The sequence below is a fragment of the Nitrospirota bacterium genome (genome assembly GCA_016195565.1).
GTDB lineage: Bacteria > Nitrospirota > Thermodesulfovibrionia > Thermodesulfovibrionales > UBA1546 > UBA1546.
The window spans coordinates 1-16,363 of sequence record JACPZK010000030.1; the positions used below are offsets into that span (position 1 = coordinate 1).

At 42.9% G+C, this 16,363-nt stretch carries 18 protein-coding genes; 2 read left to right on the forward strand and 16 right to left on the reverse strand.

Annotation, left to right across the window (positions count from 1 at the left end):
• The 16 genes from HY035_09775 to HY035_09850 all read right to left on the reverse strand — a co-directional run.
• On the reverse strand, positions 1-281 hold a 281-nt coding region (locus HY035_09775; protein ID MBI3378666.1), incomplete at its 3' end, for a response regulator.
• A 10-nt stretch (positions 282-291) separates the two neighbouring features.
• A complete protein-coding gene (locus HY035_09780) occupies positions 292-648 on the reverse strand; it encodes a four helix bundle protein (protein ID MBI3378667.1) in 357 nt (118 codons plus the stop codon).
• A 72-nt stretch (positions 649-720) separates the two neighbouring features.
• Entirely contained in the window at positions 721-1,533 is an 813-nt protein-coding gene (locus HY035_09785; protein MBI3378668.1) for a HAMP domain-containing histidine kinase, read from the reverse strand.
• A complete protein-coding gene (locus HY035_09790; GenBank protein ID MBI3378669.1) occupies positions 1,518-2,189 on the reverse strand; it encodes a hypothetical protein in 672 nt (223 codons plus the stop codon). The genes HY035_09785 and HY035_09790 overlap by 16 nt, the downstream gene beginning before the upstream one ends.
• A gap of 72 nt (positions 2,190-2,261) precedes the next feature.
• The gene (gene glgB / locus HY035_09795) at positions 2,262-4,469 is read right to left on the reverse strand and encodes a 1,4-alpha-glucan branching protein GlgB (GenBank protein ID MBI3378670.1); all 2,208 of its coding nucleotides are present in this window, start codon (positions 4,467-4,469) and stop codon (positions 2,262-2,264) included.
• 83 nt (positions 4,470-4,552) lie between these two features.
• Positions 4,553-5,143, reverse strand: coding sequence for a UbiX family flavin prenyltransferase (locus tag HY035_09800; protein MBI3378671.1), 591 nt, complete (start codon positions 5,141-5,143; stop codon positions 4,553-4,555).
• 170 nt (positions 5,144-5,313) lie between these two features.
• Positions 5,314-5,982, reverse strand: coding sequence for a uracil-DNA glycosylase (locus HY035_09805; protein ID MBI3378672.1), 669 nt, complete (start codon positions 5,980-5,982; stop codon positions 5,314-5,316).
• 103 nt (positions 5,983-6,085) lie between these two features.
• Positions 6,086-6,937 (reverse strand): NAD(+)/NADH kinase, encoded by an 852-nt coding sequence (locus HY035_09810; protein ID MBI3378673.1) that lies wholly within the window; start codon positions 6,935-6,937, stop codon positions 6,086-6,088.
• On the reverse strand, positions 6,912-7,355 hold the full coding sequence (gene tsaE, locus HY035_09815) for a tRNA (adenosine(37)-N6)-threonylcarbamoyltransferase complex ATPase subunit type 1 TsaE (GenBank protein MBI3378674.1): 444 nt from the start codon (positions 7,353-7,355) through the stop codon (positions 6,912-6,914). Before tsaE ends, HY035_09810 begins: the two co-directional genes overlap by 26 nt.
• A 17-nt stretch (positions 7,356-7,372) precedes the next feature.
• Entirely contained in the window at positions 7,373-8,077 is a 705-nt protein-coding gene (pgeF, locus tag HY035_09820) for a peptidoglycan editing factor PgeF (protein MBI3378675.1), read from the reverse strand.
• A 253-nt stretch (positions 8,078-8,330) separates the two neighbouring features.
• Positions 8,331-9,887: an NAD(P)H-hydrate dehydratase gene (locus tag HY035_09825; GenBank protein ID MBI3378676.1), complete on the reverse strand. Its 1,557-nt coding sequence runs from the start codon at positions 9,885-9,887 to the stop codon at positions 8,331-8,333.
• Entirely contained in the window at positions 9,884-10,711 is an 828-nt protein-coding gene (locus HY035_09830) for a DUF4384 domain-containing protein (GenBank protein MBI3378677.1), read from the reverse strand. Before HY035_09830 ends, HY035_09825 begins: the two co-directional genes overlap by 4 nt.
• Before the next feature lie 105 nt (positions 10,712-10,816).
• The gene (locus tag HY035_09835; GenBank protein ID MBI3378678.1) at positions 10,817-12,172 is read right to left on the reverse strand and encodes an ankyrin repeat domain-containing protein; all 1,356 of its coding nucleotides are present in this window, start codon (positions 12,170-12,172) and stop codon (positions 10,817-10,819) included.
• Positions 12,173-12,202: 30 nt separating this feature from the next.
• On the reverse strand, positions 12,203-12,469 hold the full coding sequence (locus tag HY035_09840) for a hypothetical protein (GenBank protein ID MBI3378679.1): 267 nt from the start codon (positions 12,467-12,469) through the stop codon (positions 12,203-12,205).
• On the reverse strand, positions 12,466-12,657 hold the full coding sequence (locus HY035_09845) for a hypothetical protein (protein ID MBI3378680.1): 192 nt from the start codon (positions 12,655-12,657) through the stop codon (positions 12,466-12,468). The genes HY035_09840 and HY035_09845 overlap by 4 nt, the downstream gene beginning before the upstream one ends.
• Before the next feature lie 93 nt (positions 12,658-12,750).
• The gene (locus HY035_09850; GenBank protein MBI3378681.1) at positions 12,751-13,395 is read right to left on the reverse strand and encodes a hypothetical protein; all 645 of its coding nucleotides are present in this window, start codon (positions 13,393-13,395) and stop codon (positions 12,751-12,753) included.
• A 113-nt stretch (positions 13,396-13,508) separates the two neighbouring features.
• Between HY035_09850 and HY035_09855 the strand changes: the two genes are divergently transcribed.
• Together HY035_09855 and HY035_09860 are read left to right on the forward strand one after the other, a co-directional pair.
• Complete coding sequence (locus HY035_09855; GenBank protein MBI3378682.1) at positions 13,509-14,954, forward strand: HAMP domain-containing protein; 1,446 nt, start codon at positions 13,509-13,511, stop codon at positions 14,952-14,954.
• Positions 14,955-16,334, forward strand: a complete 1,380-nt coding sequence (locus HY035_09860) for a sigma-54-dependent Fis family transcriptional regulator (GenBank protein ID MBI3378683.1) — start codon at positions 14,955-14,957, stop codon at positions 16,332-16,334.
• Positions 16,335-16,363 lie beyond the last annotated feature (29 nt).

The window sequence follows — 16,363 nt, forward strand, 5'->3', positions numbered from 1 at the left end:
CCAAGCTTCTCCTTTTCCTCTGTCATTGCATATGCCGTAAGAGCTATTATCGGTATCTTTGCAGTGGACTGATTTGACTTGAGTATTTTTGCGGCCTCAAGGCCGTTCATCTTCGGCATCTGTATATCCATAAGTATGATGTCAGGGATTTCCTTCTTAGCGGTCTCAACAGCTTCTTTGCCGTCCCTTGCAAGAATAGCGGCATGTCCCCCGGATTCCACTATGACCTTAAAAAGCTTAAGGTTATCTTCATTGTCTTCAACAATAAGTATCTTGTTCACAGTTCACCGTTCACTGTTCACGGATAGAATTTTTAAGAGCGTTTATCCTTTTAACAAGTGTATCACATCTTTCATATAAGGCATTGAATTCCTCAGACTTTATATAATTCTGCTTTTTTGATATTTCAAGTAAAGGGATGCATTCATATCCGGAAGTTCTTGCCATATCAAGAAAATGCCTAAACTCTTTCTTTGTTCGCCCACTGCCCTCAGCAATATTCAGGGCTATAGACATAGCAGCCCGTCTTATTTGATTTGTTATTCCGAAGATTTCTTCTTTCGGGTATCGTTTAGTAACCTCATAAATTTCATTTGCAAAATCTAAGGCTTCTTTATACACCTCCAGTTTTTCAAAACTAAAACCCATGTCATCCTCTGTTCACAGTTGACAGTTCACTGTTCACAGCAAAAGACAGTTTCTCAATCTGTGAACCGTGAACTATTTTCTTATCGGTATTATAAATATAAACCTGCTTCCCTTTCCTTCCTCGCTCTCAACCCAGATTCTTCCGCCGTGAAGTTCAACAATCTTCTTGCTGATGCTGAGGCCCAGCCCTGTGCCTTCATATTTCTTTGTAAGCGTAGATTCAAGCTGCTGGAAGGGCTGAAAGAGTCTCTTCTGGTCTTCAGAAGAAATGCCGATGCCGGTGTCAGTGACACTGATTTCTATGAAATCAGCGAGTTCACGGTTCACTGTTGACGGTTCACTGTTCACAGCGGAAGACTCTTTTTCAATCTGTGAACTGTGGACTGTGAACTGTGAACTGCTTTGTCCGTGAACTGTGAACTGTGAACTTTTCTCTTCGCCGTGAACTGTGGACTGTGAACAGTGAACTAAGCGTGCTTGCACGGAGACCGAGCCTCCATCATCCATAAACTTGAAGGCATTTCCGAGGAGATTCAGGATAACCTGTTTTATCTTTCTTTCATCTGCTGTTATAAGGCATGTATCATAAGGAATATCTGATCTTAATCCGATACTGTGCTTTATGGACTTTTCTTTGAATAGCAACAGACATCCTTCAATAAGCTGTTTCAGGTCAAAGTCGCTCAATTCGAGTTCCATCTTGCCTGCCTCTATCTTTGAAAGGTCCATGATGTCATTAATAAGCCTTAAAAGGTGTCTGCCGCTCTTCCATATATTCAGGACATATTCTTTCTGCTCGTCTGTGATGCTGCCTGCCAGTCCTTCAGTCAAAACCTCTGAAAAGCCTATAACTGAATTCAACGGCGTCCTCAGTTCATGCGACATATTCTTTCAAGCTCCCCGGACTTTTCCTCTACTAATTTCAGCGCAGAGGAGCGGTCATGCAGCAATATCTGAAATGTGCGAGCCCTCGCTCGTTGTTGTAATAATACAAGTCCAATGAGGTATAAAAACAACAGACCTGCTAATGTCATAAGCGCATGGTTCGCTTTGCTCCCGGCTGAAATATCCTCGTGGATGGGTATCTCCCCATCACCTAACCTGCTCATGGTGTTCAGAAGCCTTTCGCTGGCTATGCCCAGGTCATAAAGCGAGATAGCGTGATAATAATCAAACAGATACCGTTCTGTAATCACCCATTCTTCATACACCTTTGATAGCTGAACCACATTCCTGAATAAATCGGGGTTGTATTGTGCAAGTTGCTTGTAACGAAAGAGGCGAGAATCTGCTGATTCAACTGCCTTTGAGAAATCACTGTAAGCGGATTTTATATTGCCGGTTTCAATCAGACGGCTTTCAGCTTCTTTGATCTCAAGGAACGGCCGCCTCATGTCATCCAGCATCTGAATCGCCTTCTGCCCATTTTCACCCTGTTTGATTTTTGAGGGAATATTAAGTATAAAAATTGTGCCAGTAAAGACAACGCATCCTGAAATTACTAAGAGCCAGAAATGATATTTTTTATCAAGGCTAATCATACTGGTATAAGTATATCAGAAAAAGTTAGAGCAATATAGCAAAACCCTTTTCAAATTAATATGCAAGCAGTATCAGTCTTTTAGCCTGTCAGACTTGAATACGACAACCGCCAGCGGCGGCAGTGTGATGCTTATGGAATGAGGCCTTCCATTCCATGAAATATCTTCCGATAAAATATCCTCCGCATTGCTGATTCCACTTCCCCAGTATCCGGCAGAATCACTGCTTAAAATCTCTTTATATAAACCCGATTCAGGCACGCCTATCCTGTAATTATATCTCGGCAAAGGAGTAAAGTTGCACACAAACACCAGAAAATCGTCAGCCCTTTTCCCCTTTCTTATAAATGATATTACGCTCTGTTCTGTATCGTGAAAATCTATCCACTCAAAACCTGAATAATTAAAATCAACCTCATGCAGCGGAGGCTCTGTCCTGTAAAGCCTGTTCAGGTCTCTTATATAATGCTGAAGTTTTTGATGAGGCTCGTACTGAAGCAGGTGCCAGTCCAGGCTGTGGTCAAAGTCCCACTCATCCCACTGCCCGAACTCGCCTCCCATAAAAAGCAGTTTTTTGCCCGGATGTCCGTACATGAAACCATACAGCAGTCTCAGGTTTGCAAACTTCTGCCACATATCTCCGGGCATCTTGCCGAGCATTGAACTCTTCCCGTGCACAACCTCATCATGAGAAAGCACGAGCATAAAATTTTCAGTAAAGGCATAAAGCAGGCTGAACGTAAGATTGCTGTGGTGATGTTTCCTGTAAATAGGGTCTTTTGAAAAATATTCAAGAATGTCATGCATCCACCCCATATTCCATTTAAGACTGAAGCCAAGCCCGCCAAGATGCGTCGGCCTTGACACCCCTGTCCACGCAGTTGATTCCTCTGCGATTGTGAGGATGCCGGGATGCTGCCGGTGAACAATTTCATTGAATCTTTTCAGAAAATCTATCGCCTCCAGGTTTTCCCTTCCTCCGAAAACATTTGGAACCCATTCGCCTTCTTTTTTTGAATAATCAAGGTAAATCATTGAGGCCACGGCATCAACACGCAAACCGTCTATGTGATATTTTTCAAGCCAGAAGAGCGCGCTTGATATTAAGAAATTCCTTACCTCATTTCTCCCGTAGTTGAATATCAGCGTGCCCCAGTCTTTGTGCTCGCTTTTCCTTGGGTCTGCATGTTCATAGAGCGCTGTGCCGTCAAAATTTCCAAGGCCATGCGCATCTTTTGGAAAATGCGCTGGAACCCAGTCAAGGATAACACCGATATTGTTCTGGTGGCATTTATCCACAAAGTACATAAAGTCTTCAGGCGCCCCGTGTCTGCTTGTCGGAGCAAAATACCCTAATGTCTGATAGCCCCATGAAGCGTCCAGCGGATGCTCTGTTACAGGCATAAGTTCAATATGGGTATATTCCATATCCTTTACATAGCCGATCAGTTTATCAGCAAGCTCTCTGTAAGTGAGAAAACGGTTTTCTTCCTCCGGCACACGCATCCATGAGCCAAGGTGCGCCTCATAAACAGAGACAGGAGATTCAAACCAGTTTTTTTCTGAACGCATTCTAAACCATTCGCTGTCATTCCAGCGGTATTTGTTGATGTCATATACTACAGATGCGCTTTTGGGCCTGGCCTCAAAATAAAATGCATATGGGTCTGCCTTCAGAAATATTTCGCCGGACTTTGACTTTATCTCAAACTTATAAACCTCTCCTTCATCAAGCCCCGGCACAAATATCTCCCACACGCCTGATGAGCCCAGGACGCGCATCTGATGCCTTCTTCCGTCCCAGTTGTTGAAATCACCCGCAACGCTGACCCGTTTTGCATTCGGCGCCCATACTGCAAAATGAATGCCTTTAATCCCATTAACCTCAATAACGTGGGAGCCGAGTTTTTCGTATTTCTTGTAGTGGCTTCCCTCGCCTATAAGATGAAGGTCAAAATCCGAAAGCACAGGCAGGAATGAATAAGGGTCAAAAAATTCAGCAATGCGGTTATCGGATGTTTTTACCTTGAGTTTATATTGGAAAAAATCATTTCTATTTTCAAAGTTTTTTTCAAAAAAGCCTGCTTTGTGGGTCTTTTCCATTTCATGGGATTTGTTTTGGACGACATCAACAACCCATGCCCTATCAGTTTCAGGCATGAATGCGCGGACTGTTACTGCCTTTTTGCCGCCGGTTTTTACTTCATGCATCCCAAGCGCTTGAAAAGGATCCCAGTGCTCCGCTTTAATAATCAGCTTGATATGTTCTTTAAGTGTCATTGATTTCAAGTTAAAAATTGAAAGTTAAAAATTAAAAGTTCATACAACTCCCAACTCTTAACTTTTAACTCTAAACTCTTTTTTTAGCCCCATCTCTTATAAATCTCATGTTCCACTCCGACAGCGTCAAGGATTTTGCCTGCAATGAAATCAACGATATCGTCAATCTTCTTGGGCTTGTGATAAAAGGCCAAAACAGGAGGCGCAATCTTCACCCCGATTCTTGAGAGCTTGAGCATGTTCTCAAGATGTATTACGCTGAACGGCATCTCCCTCGGCGAAAGAAGCAGTGCCCTTCCCTCTTTTATCGTCACATCAGCAGCCCGCTCTATGAGGTTATTTGCATAACCATTTGCAATGCCCGAAAGCGTTTTCATGGAACACGGCACAACGAGCATCCCGTCTGTTTTAAATGAACCGCTTGAAACCGGAGCGGCAAGATCGTATTCGCTGTGGTAATGGATTTGTTTTGAGTTGAAATGCTTTCTGATTTTTCTCTCAGTCTCAGCGCTTGTCTTTCCGCTAAAATCAATTCCGGTTTCATCCTTGATTATTGAGAAAGACTGCGAAGAAACGAGCAGATGTAACTCGGAATTTTTTATCAGTTCCTTAAGAACCCGTATCCCGATTATGGAACCGCTTGCACCGCTTATGGCAAAAACGTATTTCTTCATCTTAAACACCGATTGTCATTGCGAGCACCCAAAGGGTGCGTGGCAATCTTGTCTTTTGGGATTGCGGAGCCTGTTCCGAGCCTGTCTTGAGATTGCTTCGGCTCTCCTTGAGAGCCTCGCAATGACAGGCGAGGAATCTCACTCCTCGCAATGACATTTGTATTAGCATATTATTTCTTCAGCCTCTCAAGAACCTTCTGGGCATCTTCCCAGACAAGCCATTTGTCTTTCGGGTTTCTCAGGAGATACGACGGATGAAATGTCGGCATCAGCGGAATATTTTCAAACTGATAGAATTTTCCTCTCAGCTTGCCTATCGGAAGCTTCATGCCGATAAGCGTTTGTGTAGATATGCGGCCCAGCGAAACTATAACCTTCGGAGAGATTATATCCGCCTGTTTTTTTATGAACGGAGAACAGGCGCTAATCTCGTCTTCTTCGGGGTCTCTGTTGAAAGGAGGCCTGCACTTCACGATATTGCCGATATAGACATCCTCTCTCTTAAATCCCATCTTCTCTATCAGTTTTGTAAGCAGCTGTCCTGCCTTGCCCACAAAAGGCCGCCCTTGAATGTCTTCGTCTTCGCCGGGCCCCTCGCCAATGAACATTATTTCCGCATCTATGCTGCCTTCACCAAAGACAATGTTCTTTCTCCCCTTTGAGAGCTTGCACCGATGGCAATCGCCGATTTCATCGCGAAGCGTTTGCAACACATCCTTCTTTTGCTGTGAATTGAGCGCAGATGCACGATGCACGATGCACGATGCATGACTTTTTTTATCCTGAGTCTTGCATCCTGTATCCTGTATCGTGTTAAGAGGGATTCTCTCAATCCCCATCGCCTGATAGAATTCAAGCACGCTCTTTATGTCTTCAGCTATATTTTTCATTTTTAAATTTTCAACTCTTAACTTAAAACTTTGAATTTTGAATTTTGAATTTTTACCGTTCTCCCCATTTAAGCTTTGTCCTCAATATCTGGAAGTAATCCCTCTCAAACGGGATGATAAGCCTTGTCTTGAATGGCGACCTCTTGATCTCCACAACGTCATCCTTCATGAGAGAAAATCCAACCTGACCGTCAAGCGTAAGGAACACATCCTCACTTGCAGATTTAAGTATTATTTCTATAAGCGCGTCATCAGGAAGCACAATGGGCCTGTTTGTCAGCGTATGCGGGCATATAGGCGTAAGGATAATGCAGTCAAGCGTCGGATAAAGCACAGGGCCGCCTGCTGACAATGAGTATGCTGTTGAACCTGTCGGAGTTGACACGATAAGCCCGTCCGCCTTAAAGATGGTTACATAGGCCTTGTTAATATATGTTTCAAGGTCAATAATCCTTGCAAGGGCGCCTTTATTTATAACCACATCATTCAGCACAGTATATTCAGTAATTTTTTCCCCATGCCTGTGTATGTGCGCGGTAAGCATCATCCTGTCTTCAATGGAATATTCGCCTGAGAGTGTCTTGTCCATTGCATTGCACACTTCCTCTTTCTGAACCTCTGTAATAAAACCAAGCCCTCCGAGATTTACTCCGAGAATAGGAATGCCTTTTTCGCAGACAAGGCGTGCAGCATTGAGCATTGTCCCGTCGCCGCCAAGAACGATTATCATATCAACAAGGGCAGGCATTTCAGAGCGCGGATAGCCCTTCATCTTAAGCAAAGCGGCTGTTTCCGAATCCAGAAAAACCTCAAGCCCTTTATTATTCAGCCACGGCAGAAAATCTTTTAAAATCTCTGCCGGTTCTGTCCTTCCTGCCTTAGATATGATTCCAATCTTTTTCATCTATTCCCTCAATCGTAATGTCCCTTGCTTCTGTATCTATAATAGCAAATTTTACCCTTATAAAATCATCCTGAATTTCTCCGAGGCGTTCAGCCCATTCAATAACGGTAATGCCGTCGCTGTAAATATAATCCCATATTCCTGTTTCATCAATATCAGCGTCTTTTTCAAGCCTGTAAAGGTCTATATGATAGAGCGGGATTTCGCTGTTATATTCCGCAATTATAGTAAAACTTGCGCTTGTAATATCCCTGTCTGAAAAGCCCAGCGCCTGCGCAATGCCTTTAACAAATACTGTCTTGCCTGCGCCAAGTTCGCCATAGAGGCAGACAACACTATGAGGCTTCAGCAAATTCCCGAGCCTGAAGCCTATCATCTGCGTCTCTTCCGAATTTCTGCTTAAAAACTTTATAGCCATATTATTTTTTTATTCATTTAAAGAATCCCTATAAACCCGCCTTGCCTTCCTGTAGTCCCCTTTGCAAACCTGTATGAATAAAACTTGTCAGGATGACAATATGTGCATTCTTCAGATACCCATATATTTTCTTTGGGAACGCCGGCAGATACCGCCTGATACTTATTTGCCGATGCAAGGTCAAGACAATAAAATCCCCCCATCCCCCCTTTACTAAAGGGGGGCAAAGGGGGATTATGATATTCGCCATTGCCTGTTGCCTTTTCAACTGATTCAAGGACCTCATACCCTACATGGTAACAACACCATCTTATGCTCGGGCCTATGGCTATCTTAATATCAATAGGGAAAGAACTGAACCTCTCCTGCATTGCTTCTATTGTCTTCTTAAGTATTGAAGCTGCCGTGCCCCTCCACCCTGCATGAACAACGCCGATTACATTTTTCTTCGCATCATACAGAAGCACAGGAACGCAGTCCGCAACCTGAACACCAAGCAAAACACCCTTATTGTTAGTTATAACGGCATCTGCAATTGTGGGACTCAAATCTGAATCCAGCACAAGCACTTTGTCTGTATGTTTCTGTATCGGCAGATAAATCTTTTGCTTATCAATGGATGCAGCTCCGGATATTTTTTCAGGGTCAGCGCCCGGAGATTTGCCTGTAAAAAAGGCTTTCACATGACTGCCGAATATATCGGGGAATATAAGCGTTTCCATTAGTTATATAGTACAGATATATTGATAAGCAGGGTTATTTTGAGTGACTTTCGGGATTTTTCGGTAACGGTTCTTAACGAAATGCAGCGGCCACATCCTCGACTGTCTGAGACCAAAGGTCGAGTTTCGAGGATGTAGTGGAATGAGTTTAGAACTGTCGAAAAATCTCGCAGGAAACGAAAGGCAGCCCTGCTTATCATAAATGGAATAAGCGGAAATACTATGTCTTGCCTGTTGAAGCATAGTTCATAAATCATTTCTTCAGAAGAGAAAACGCCTCTGGAATCGCATCTATAATATCGGATGCAATCAGCGAATGCTCTCCCTTGCTTTTCGCAGCGATGTCTCCGGCAAGCCCATGCATATAAACTCCAAGAATTGACGCCTCAAGCGGGTTTAAACCCTGCCCTAAAAACCCTGAAAGCATTCCCGTCAGAACATCCCCTGTTCCTGCGCTCGCCATACCCGAATTGCCTGTTGGGTTGATGCATACCCTGCCTTCCGGCTCAGCAATAACCGTCGGCACACCTTTAAGAACAAGATACGTTCCGGTTTCTTTTGAAAATTTCATTGCAGTATTTATCCTGTTTCCTTCAATTTCAATAGTTTGTTTTTCTAACCCCTTATCCCTAACCTCTGACCTCTGAATTAGTCTCGCCATCTCTCCTGCATGAGGCGTAAGAATTATCGGTGCCTTCGCTTTTTTGAGAATCTGTTTATTACCCTGAAGTGAATTTATAGCATCAGCATCGATAAGTGCAGGCGCTGTTGAATTCAATAAAAGTTCTCTGACAAGTTTTTTGGTGTCACCGGTAACAGAAATCCCCGGTCCTATTGCAAGAACATCAGCCTTTTCAGAAAGAAATTCCAGAATCTTTTCCAATGCCTTTGACGAAAGCGTCCCGTCTCCTTTGTCAGGCAAAGGCAGGGTCATCTCTTCTGTAACCCTTGATTGGAAAACATCCAGCAGTGATTCCGGAACTCCTACTGTCACAAGCCCTGCGCCCACCCTTAGACATGCCTTTGCGCACATGAATGCAGCGCCTGTCTTGCCTCTTGAGCCTGCAATAACAAACACATGGCCATAATCGCCTTTATACGAATATCTCTGCCTCTCAGGAATTAACAGGGACACATCTCTTTTTTCAAGAAGCTCTGCTTTAAGCTTTTCCGAGTGAATGAGTTCTTCAGGAAAACCGATATCTCCAATAAAAAGTCTTCCGGTATGATCAGCGCCCGGATAAAGCAGATGCCCTCTCTTTGGAAGGCCGAATGTTACAGTATAATCCGCCCTGACAGCCTCACCCATAATCTGACCGGTATCAGACGATATGCCTGATGGGATGTCAACAGAAATTACAGGAGAATCCGAGGCATTGATAAACGATATAATCTCAGCCGTCTTTCCTGAGATATTTTTGCTTAAACCGGTGCCGAAAATTGCATCTACAACCAAAGCGCTGTGAAGGTCTTTTTCTGTGATATAATCCCGAAACTCAATCGGCACACCTGACTTCTTCGCTATCTTGTATTGCGTCAGACAGTCCGGGCTAAGCTTGTTTTCCTTTGAAAGAAGAATGATTTTTACATTCCAGCCCCATTCATGAAGATTTCGCGCAGCAACAATGCCGTCTCCGCCGTTATTGCCTCCCCCCGAAAGGACAATCACCTTTCTCCTTTCATACAATTCCCTTATTTCCTCCGCAACAACAAGCCCTGCCCTCTCCATAAGGACAGTTCCTGAGATGCCATAACCCTTTATGGTCATCCTGTCAATCTCTCTCATCTCTTCTGCTGTAACAACTTTCATCTTCTTTCAATCCTGTAAACCGTTGTCGCCTCTGCCCAGTCTGCAGGCTCAAGCTGGTTAAGTCGTTTGACGAGGTCGCTTATCATGCCAGTTGATTTTGCATCGTAAACCTTGAATGCCCCTTCCTGAAAACCAAGCGGAATCAGTTCCTCTTTTTTATTCGTAACTATTATTTTAATCCTCTCCTCTGCAATTTTTCCTTTAAAGTCAGGAAGGAACATTGCCGTCAATCGTATACGGCTTCCGGGTGTAGGAAAAGTGTAGGCAATAGAGGCTTTAATAAAATTTTCCTGATTTACTGAATTTGGAAGCAGGAGCGTGACAGAGCCATCTGCTGCTACCGAAAAAATATACACGTAAGAATCCCTGTTTGTTTGAAAAAAAATCTTTACTTCATCTCCCTCTCTTAAAACTGCCTTTGAAAGCGAGAGTTTTACAGATATGCCTTCGCCTTTTTCAGGATACACAGGCTCAACAAGCGCTTTGAGTTTAATTCTGTAAAGGTTTCTGTCTTTTTCATCCCATCCCTCTTTTATAATCTCTGTCTTTTTAATCTTTCCTCTTACTGCTGCATAAATCAAATCCTCTGCAAGCTGGCTGTTAGAAACAAGGGTATGAGACCTAAGAAATACTCCTACTGCCTTTTCCACTGCCTTATTTTGAGCATCAATCTTTGCCCGTTCTTTAACTTCTTTCTGGGTTTCTATCTCTCCCATAATTGCCATACCTTCCGATTCAACCCATACAGGTTTTTCAGAGGCAAAAGACAGTGTGCCGATCAACATCATCATGACGACTACAATAAGCAACACCAATTTCGTCATTCCTGCGGAAGCAGGAATCCAGTCTCTTTTCTTAAAGAATATATCTGGATTCCGCATCAAGTGCGGAATGACAGAGAGCAAAATAACCGCAAATAATCTTCTCATTTAATTCCTTAAAAACACCTTCTTTTTCTCAGGCGCTATCAACTGCGGAGTCTGTTCATTGTTATACACCTTTATGGCTGTGCGTCCAACATGAGGTTTTAAATAATCAAACAGTTTTCCTATTTCTATTATGCCGTCTTTGATTCCCTTTAGCAGAAAATAGGTAAACAGTCCGTGCCCTTTCTCCTCATAAGTTGAACTTATCTGATCTCCTGATGAGGCGGACAGGACTATCATATTTTTTGAAAGCTTTATATCATGTTCAAGGTTCATTACCAATGGCCTTGCTCCTTTTGCAATAACAGATTTCCCCCCTGCTCCTGAAAAGCACGAATCCAGTGCAACGATTATCTCCTTTGCCTGAAGTTTGTTGAGTGATTCATAGAGTTTCTTCAAAGGATAACCTGTCTGTTCAATAAATGACGGGTCTCCGTCATAAGGCACAAGATAGGCATCTCCTGTTTTTGGGTTAGGCGCGCCGTGTCCTGAATAGTAGATAAAGACTGTGCCGTCTTTCTCTGCATTATTCGGCAGCCATTTTTCAAAGTATTTTTCAAAATCGCTCTTTGCAGCATGTTCATTTGTTAGTGTTACAACATTCTCTTCTGGATAGCCCATTACCTTTGTTAGATATTCTGTCATTGTCTTTGCATCAGCTACCGCATAATCTGCCTTCGGAAGCTTCTGGCGGTATTGCTCAATGCCGATGACTATAGCATAGGAGTTTTTGTTTTGTTTGGTTTTAATTGCAGGAAGTTCGTCAACATCGGATTTAATGGCAGGAAAAACTTCTTGAGAGGGTTTGGATGCTGCTATTGCAGGCTGACTTGCTATTTCCTGCTTTGGCTTGAATTTTTTAAGCGATGCAATGCCCTGCTTGCAAGAAGGAGCAAACTGAGGATACTGAACTGCATATGCTTCTAACCATGCAATGGCTTCATTTATATCACTGCCCTTATCTATTAAGAGCCTTGCATTCTTTGTTTTGCCAAACAATGCAGCATACATCAAAGCAGTCATGCCCCAGCTGTCTTTTGCATTAACATCAGCGCCTCTGTCTATAAGGGTCTTTACAATCTCTGTATGACCTTCATATGCCGCCCCCATCAAAGCAGTCACGCCATAGCTGTCTTTTGCATTAACATCAGCGCCTTTTTCAAGCAAATCCCTTACCTTAACAATATCCCCATTTTTCGCCGCATCATATAGCGGTTCGGCATCGGCATACCCTGTCATCGCCATACCTACAAGCAGGATAAAGATTACGCTGATTAATAAAACAACACCCCTCTTAAATTCTCCCCTTGGCAAGGGGAGACACAGAGGGGTAATCTCTTTTAAGCCTTTCATTTTCATAACCCTGCCTCCTGAAAAACTGACATAAAATTATTTATATATGTTCCCTCTGAAATCTACTACATCAACAAAGATTGATTTGGATTCGATACGTGGCTTGAGGATAATTCTGATTTTACCTTTGCGGATACGATAATAACCGGCCCACTCACCCTTCAACTTCTTAACATCTATATTGATATTTAAGCCTGTTATTTTAAGAATAAAGTTCTTAATTGATTCTCTAACAACGTCTTTTATTCCATGTTCTTCAATGAAATCATCGGCCCTTTTCGAATATTCTATATTCCAGTTCATACATTTATTGCTTCTGCATGCGCTGATTTCTTTTCTGGCTTTCCATAGTGGCTGATAATTTCGTGCATCTCCTTATCAGAAACCTCGGGGAAAAACATAAGCCGCAGTTTTGCTAATTCCTCTTCCAAGGCTTCTTTTACTGATTCTTTTATAATAGTTTTTAGCTCCTCATGTCTTACAGCTTGCATATTGAAACCTCCTTTCCAATCCTATTTTATAAACCTACAATCTCATGCATTTTAAGTCAAGGTAATTTTCACATTTCCCAAGCCAAAGACTATTCAATCTGATTTAAGGATAAGATTCATCCATGCCATATTAAATACATCTCCGTAATCTCTGAGAAAATCCTTCATCGTACCATTTGGATTTTCGTTCTTTGTGTATCTCCTGAACATCCTGTTCACATACTCAAGAACAGTCTTTTTATCTTCAGCCCTGAACGGATAAACGCTTCCGCTCATCACATGCCCCTTATCAAGAGACAGAAGCCGTGCAGCGAATATATCGCCTTTTTTCAGGCCTTTTGTTAATGCCTTTTCCTTCAGGGAAACCTCTACTCCCATAAGCAGGTCTTTAAGCAGAACTCTCTTATCCTTGGAAACTGAGACTGCTTCATAGAGGCTCAATAAGGAGCCTTTTATTTTATTCAGAAGCGTAAGTTCACCGTCTTTTAATCCCGCGGCATTCTTTCTGTATAGGTCAATAAATGTTTCTCCATTATTATTGGCTTTGTAATCAAATATAAGCCAGTCCTCAAAATTTACAAATCCTATGTAGAGGGCATTCCCGCTAAGGAATTCATCAGGATTTTTATCATCCCAGAAATATGCATATGCCTTGTCTATTGCATCGGCATGATTTGCCCTTACATAATTTATGATTGATTGAATAAGTTCTGTTTTGAGCGCCTCTTCTTTGGACATGCATTTCTCCTTATAATCTCAAAAAATATATAGGAAATATATCATGTTGCAGAAGAAAGTAGCAAGCAAACCACTGCTTGATTTCCAATTTCCATACCTGATAAGCTAAATGCATGCTAAAAGACTTTTTTCTCGGCCTTTCTCTGAATAAAAAGCTCATCCTGATGATGATATTCCTGAGCTTCATCCTTACGTCAATCCTTATGGTTTTGTATTCGCAATCCGAGAAGGCGCTGCATAAGGCATTTGAGGCGCAGATTGTTGAGCTTTCAAAGGCAATTCAGATAGGCGTTAAAGAGATAACAAGCCAGGGTTCTACGGATGAGGCAAGACTCCAGCAATACCTTCAGAGCCTGAATGTAAAAGATGTAAAAGAAATCTCTATAATCAGCAATGCCGATGAGATCATTGCAAGTTCAAACCCTACAAAGATTGGCAAACCTCTGAGTCAGAAAAGGAAGGAACTGATTATCAAGGCAGAACTCGGCGAATCCGTATCGCGCGAAGAGGGAAAGACATACAATGTAATAGTGCCTGTTATCGCGGGCGAAGAGCATTACGGATATATTCATCTGAGAATCAATACTGATGATTTTTCAAAAGCGCTGCGCATCAATATTATAAAAAGGATTATAAGCACTCTTATGGTCTTCGGGCTCGGCATCGGCTTAGCCATGCTCCTTTCATGGAGATACACAAAACCGATACACAATGTAGTCTCTGCCGCAAACAGGATTGCGGCAGGAGACCTTGAACAAACCCTTGTAACTGACAGCAAAGATGAGATAGGAGAGCTTACGCAGAGTTTTAATTTTATGGTTCAGAAGCTGCGCGAGCAGAGGCAGATGGAGGAAAAACTGCGCGAGGCAGAACACCTTTCAGGCATCGGCCAGCTTTCCAGAAGCATTGCCCACGAGATAAGGAACCCTCTGAATTTTATAAGCCTGAGCGTAGACTATATAAAAGAAAAGTTCTCTCCTGACGGCAACATTAACGCAGAAAAATTCCACTCTCTTATAGCAAACATCAAACAGGAAATTCAGCGGCTGAACAAACTCGTAGAGGAGTTTCTTGATTACGGGAAACCGCTTAAACTCAACCTCCAAAAAGCAGACATCGGCAAACTCCTTGAAGAGACAATAGAAATAATCTGGGCCAAAGCAGAGGCAGAAAAGATAAAGATAATAAAAGACTGCGATTTCCTTCCAGCACTTAACATAGACTCTGACCTTATAAAAACATGCGTCTTTAACGTCGTATTGAATGCATTTCAGGCAATGCCTGACGGAGGCGTATTGACTATAAAAACAGAGCCCGCGGAAGGAATGCTTTCAATCACTATCAGCGATACAGGGAAAGGGATTCCTGAAGATGAATTAGCAAAGGTCTTTGAACCATTCTATACTACAAAGAGGAACGGGCTTGGGCTCGGGCTTGCAATGACAAAAAGAGTTGTTGAGGAGCACGGAGGAAAAGTGAACATCCACAGCATTGCAGGAGACGGAAGCACAGTGGTTATAACCTTGCCAGTAATTAATAAAGCGAACAGAGGAGAATAAATGCCGGGCATACTTGTAGTTGATGATGAGCCTCTCCAGAGAGACATCCTGAAAACAATACTTGAAGACTGCGGTTATGAAATTCGTACAGCGTCTTCCGGGGAAGATGCCGTAAAGATTTCAAGGGAATTCAACCCTGATTTAATCCTCACTGACCTAAAGCTTGGCGGTATGGACGGGGTAGAGCTTCTTGGAGAAGTGCGAAAAGATGATATCTCGCCTGCCGTGATTATTATGACCGCCTACGGGACCGTTTCATCAGCAGTTGAGGCTATGAAGAAAGGCGCTTTTGACTACCTGACCAAGCCGCTTGATAAAGACATAGTCCTGCTTACAGTTAAAAGGGCGCTTGAAAGGACTGAACTGCTTAAAGAAAATCAGCAGCTTCATAAGGCTTTATTTGACAAGTTCAAAATAGAAGGCATCATAGGCCATTCGAAAAAAATGACAGAGGCAGTGGAGATTATGAAAAAAGTATCTTCAAGCACCGCCACTGTGCTTATACTCGGCGAGAGCGGAACAGGCAAGGAGCTTGCCGCAAAGGCAATTCATTACAACAGCCCGCGGCGCACAAAACCATTCACTGCAATCAACTGCGCCGCAATCCCTGAAACCCTGCTTGAGAGCGAATTGTTCGGCTATGAAGCAGGAGCATTTACAGGCGCTGCATCAAGGCGGACAGGACTTTTTGAGGCAACAACAGGCGGCACACTTTTTCTTGATGAGGTCGGAGATCTGCCGCAGATAACCCAGTCAAAAATACTGCGCGTTCTTCAGGAAAAAGAAGTAAGGCGTCTTGGCGGAAGGGATGCGATAAAAGTAGACGTCAGAATCATTACCGCAACAAATAAGGATATAGAAAAAGAAATGCAAAAAGGCGGCTTCAGGGAAGACCTCTACTACAGGCTTAAAGTAGTGACCATTGAGCTTCCGCCTTTGCGTGAAAGAAAGGAAGATATTCCTGCATTAACAGATTTTTTTATCAGGAAATACAATCAGGAATTCGGCAAGAGAATCAAAGGCTCGGAAAACAGCGCGATGAAAGCCCTTGCAGAATACCACTGGCCCGGCAATATAAGACAGCTTGAATCCGTAATAGAAAAGGCTGTTCTAATGTGCGACTCTAACGCGATAACGCTCAAGGATATAAAGAACGAACTAAAATTGTCCCATCCATACGGCATTCTAAGCATTGAGGTCCCGGATGAAGGGATAAACTTTGAGGAACTTGAAAATGAACTTCTGAAAAAAGCCATGGCTAAGGCCAATAATGTTGCCGCAAAGGCAGCAAGGCTGCTCGGTATGAGCTATAAAACCTTCTGGTACAGGTGGGAAAAGCTCGAGAGCAATACCTCCCCAAAAAAGGATAACATTTCTTAATAGAGGATATTCCCCCTTAAAAATCCTGC

Coding starts and splice junctions, on each gene's coding strand:
- HY035_09780 (MBI3378667.1), bottom strand. CDS start 648: ATGGGTTTTAGTTTTGAAAAACTGGAGGTGTATAAAGAAGCCTTAGAT.
- HY035_09785 (MBI3378668.1), bottom strand. CDS start 1,533: ATGTCGCATGAACTGAGGACGCCGTTGAATTCAGTTATAGGCTTTTCA.
- HY035_09790 (MBI3378669.1), bottom strand. CDS start 2,189: ATGATTAGCCTTGATAAAAAATATCATTTCTGGCTCTTAGTAATTTCA.
- glgB (MBI3378670.1), bottom strand. CDS start 4,469: ATGACACTTAAAGAACATATCAAGCTGATTATTAAAGCGGAGCACTGG.
- HY035_09800 (MBI3378671.1), bottom strand. CDS start 5,143: ATGAAGAAATACGTTTTTGCCATAAGCGGTGCAAGCGGTTCCATAATC.
- HY035_09805 (MBI3378672.1), bottom strand. CDS start 5,982: ATGGGGATTGAGAGAATCCCTCTTAACACGATACAGGATACAGGATGC.
- HY035_09810 (MBI3378673.1), bottom strand. CDS start 6,937: ATGAAAAAGATTGGAATCATATCTAAGGCAGGAAGGACAGAACCGGCA.
- tsaE (MBI3378674.1), bottom strand. CDS start 7,355: ATGGCTATAAAGTTTTTAAGCAGAAATTCGGAAGAGACGCAGATGATA.
- pgeF (MBI3378675.1), bottom strand. CDS start 8,077: ATGGAAACGCTTATATTCCCCGATATATTCGGCAGTCATGTGAAAGCC.
- HY035_09825 (MBI3378676.1), bottom strand. CDS start 9,887: ATGAAAGTTGTTACAGCAGAAGAGATGAGAGAGATTGACAGGATGACC.
- HY035_09830 (MBI3378677.1), bottom strand. CDS start 10,711: ATGACGAAATTGGTGTTGCTTATTGTAGTCGTCATGATGATGTTGATC.
- HY035_09835 (MBI3378678.1), bottom strand. CDS start 12,172: ATGAAAATGAAAGGCTTAAAAGAGATTACCCCTCTGTGTCTCCCCTTG.
- HY035_09840 (MBI3378679.1), bottom strand. CDS start 12,469: ATGAACTGGAATATAGAATATTCGAAAAGGGCCGATGATTTCATTGAA.
- HY035_09845 (MBI3378680.1), bottom strand. CDS start 12,657: ATGCAAGCTGTAAGACATGAGGAGCTAAAAACTATTATAAAAGAATCA.
- HY035_09850 (MBI3378681.1), bottom strand. CDS start 13,395: ATGTCCAAAGAAGAGGCGCTCAAAACAGAACTTATTCAATCAATCATA.
- HY035_09855 (MBI3378682.1), top strand. CDS start 13,509: ATGCTAAAAGACTTTTTTCTCGGCCTTTCTCTGAATAAAAAGCTCATC.
- HY035_09860 (MBI3378683.1), top strand. CDS start 14,955: ATGCCGGGCATACTTGTAGTTGATGATGAGCCTCTCCAGAGAGACATC.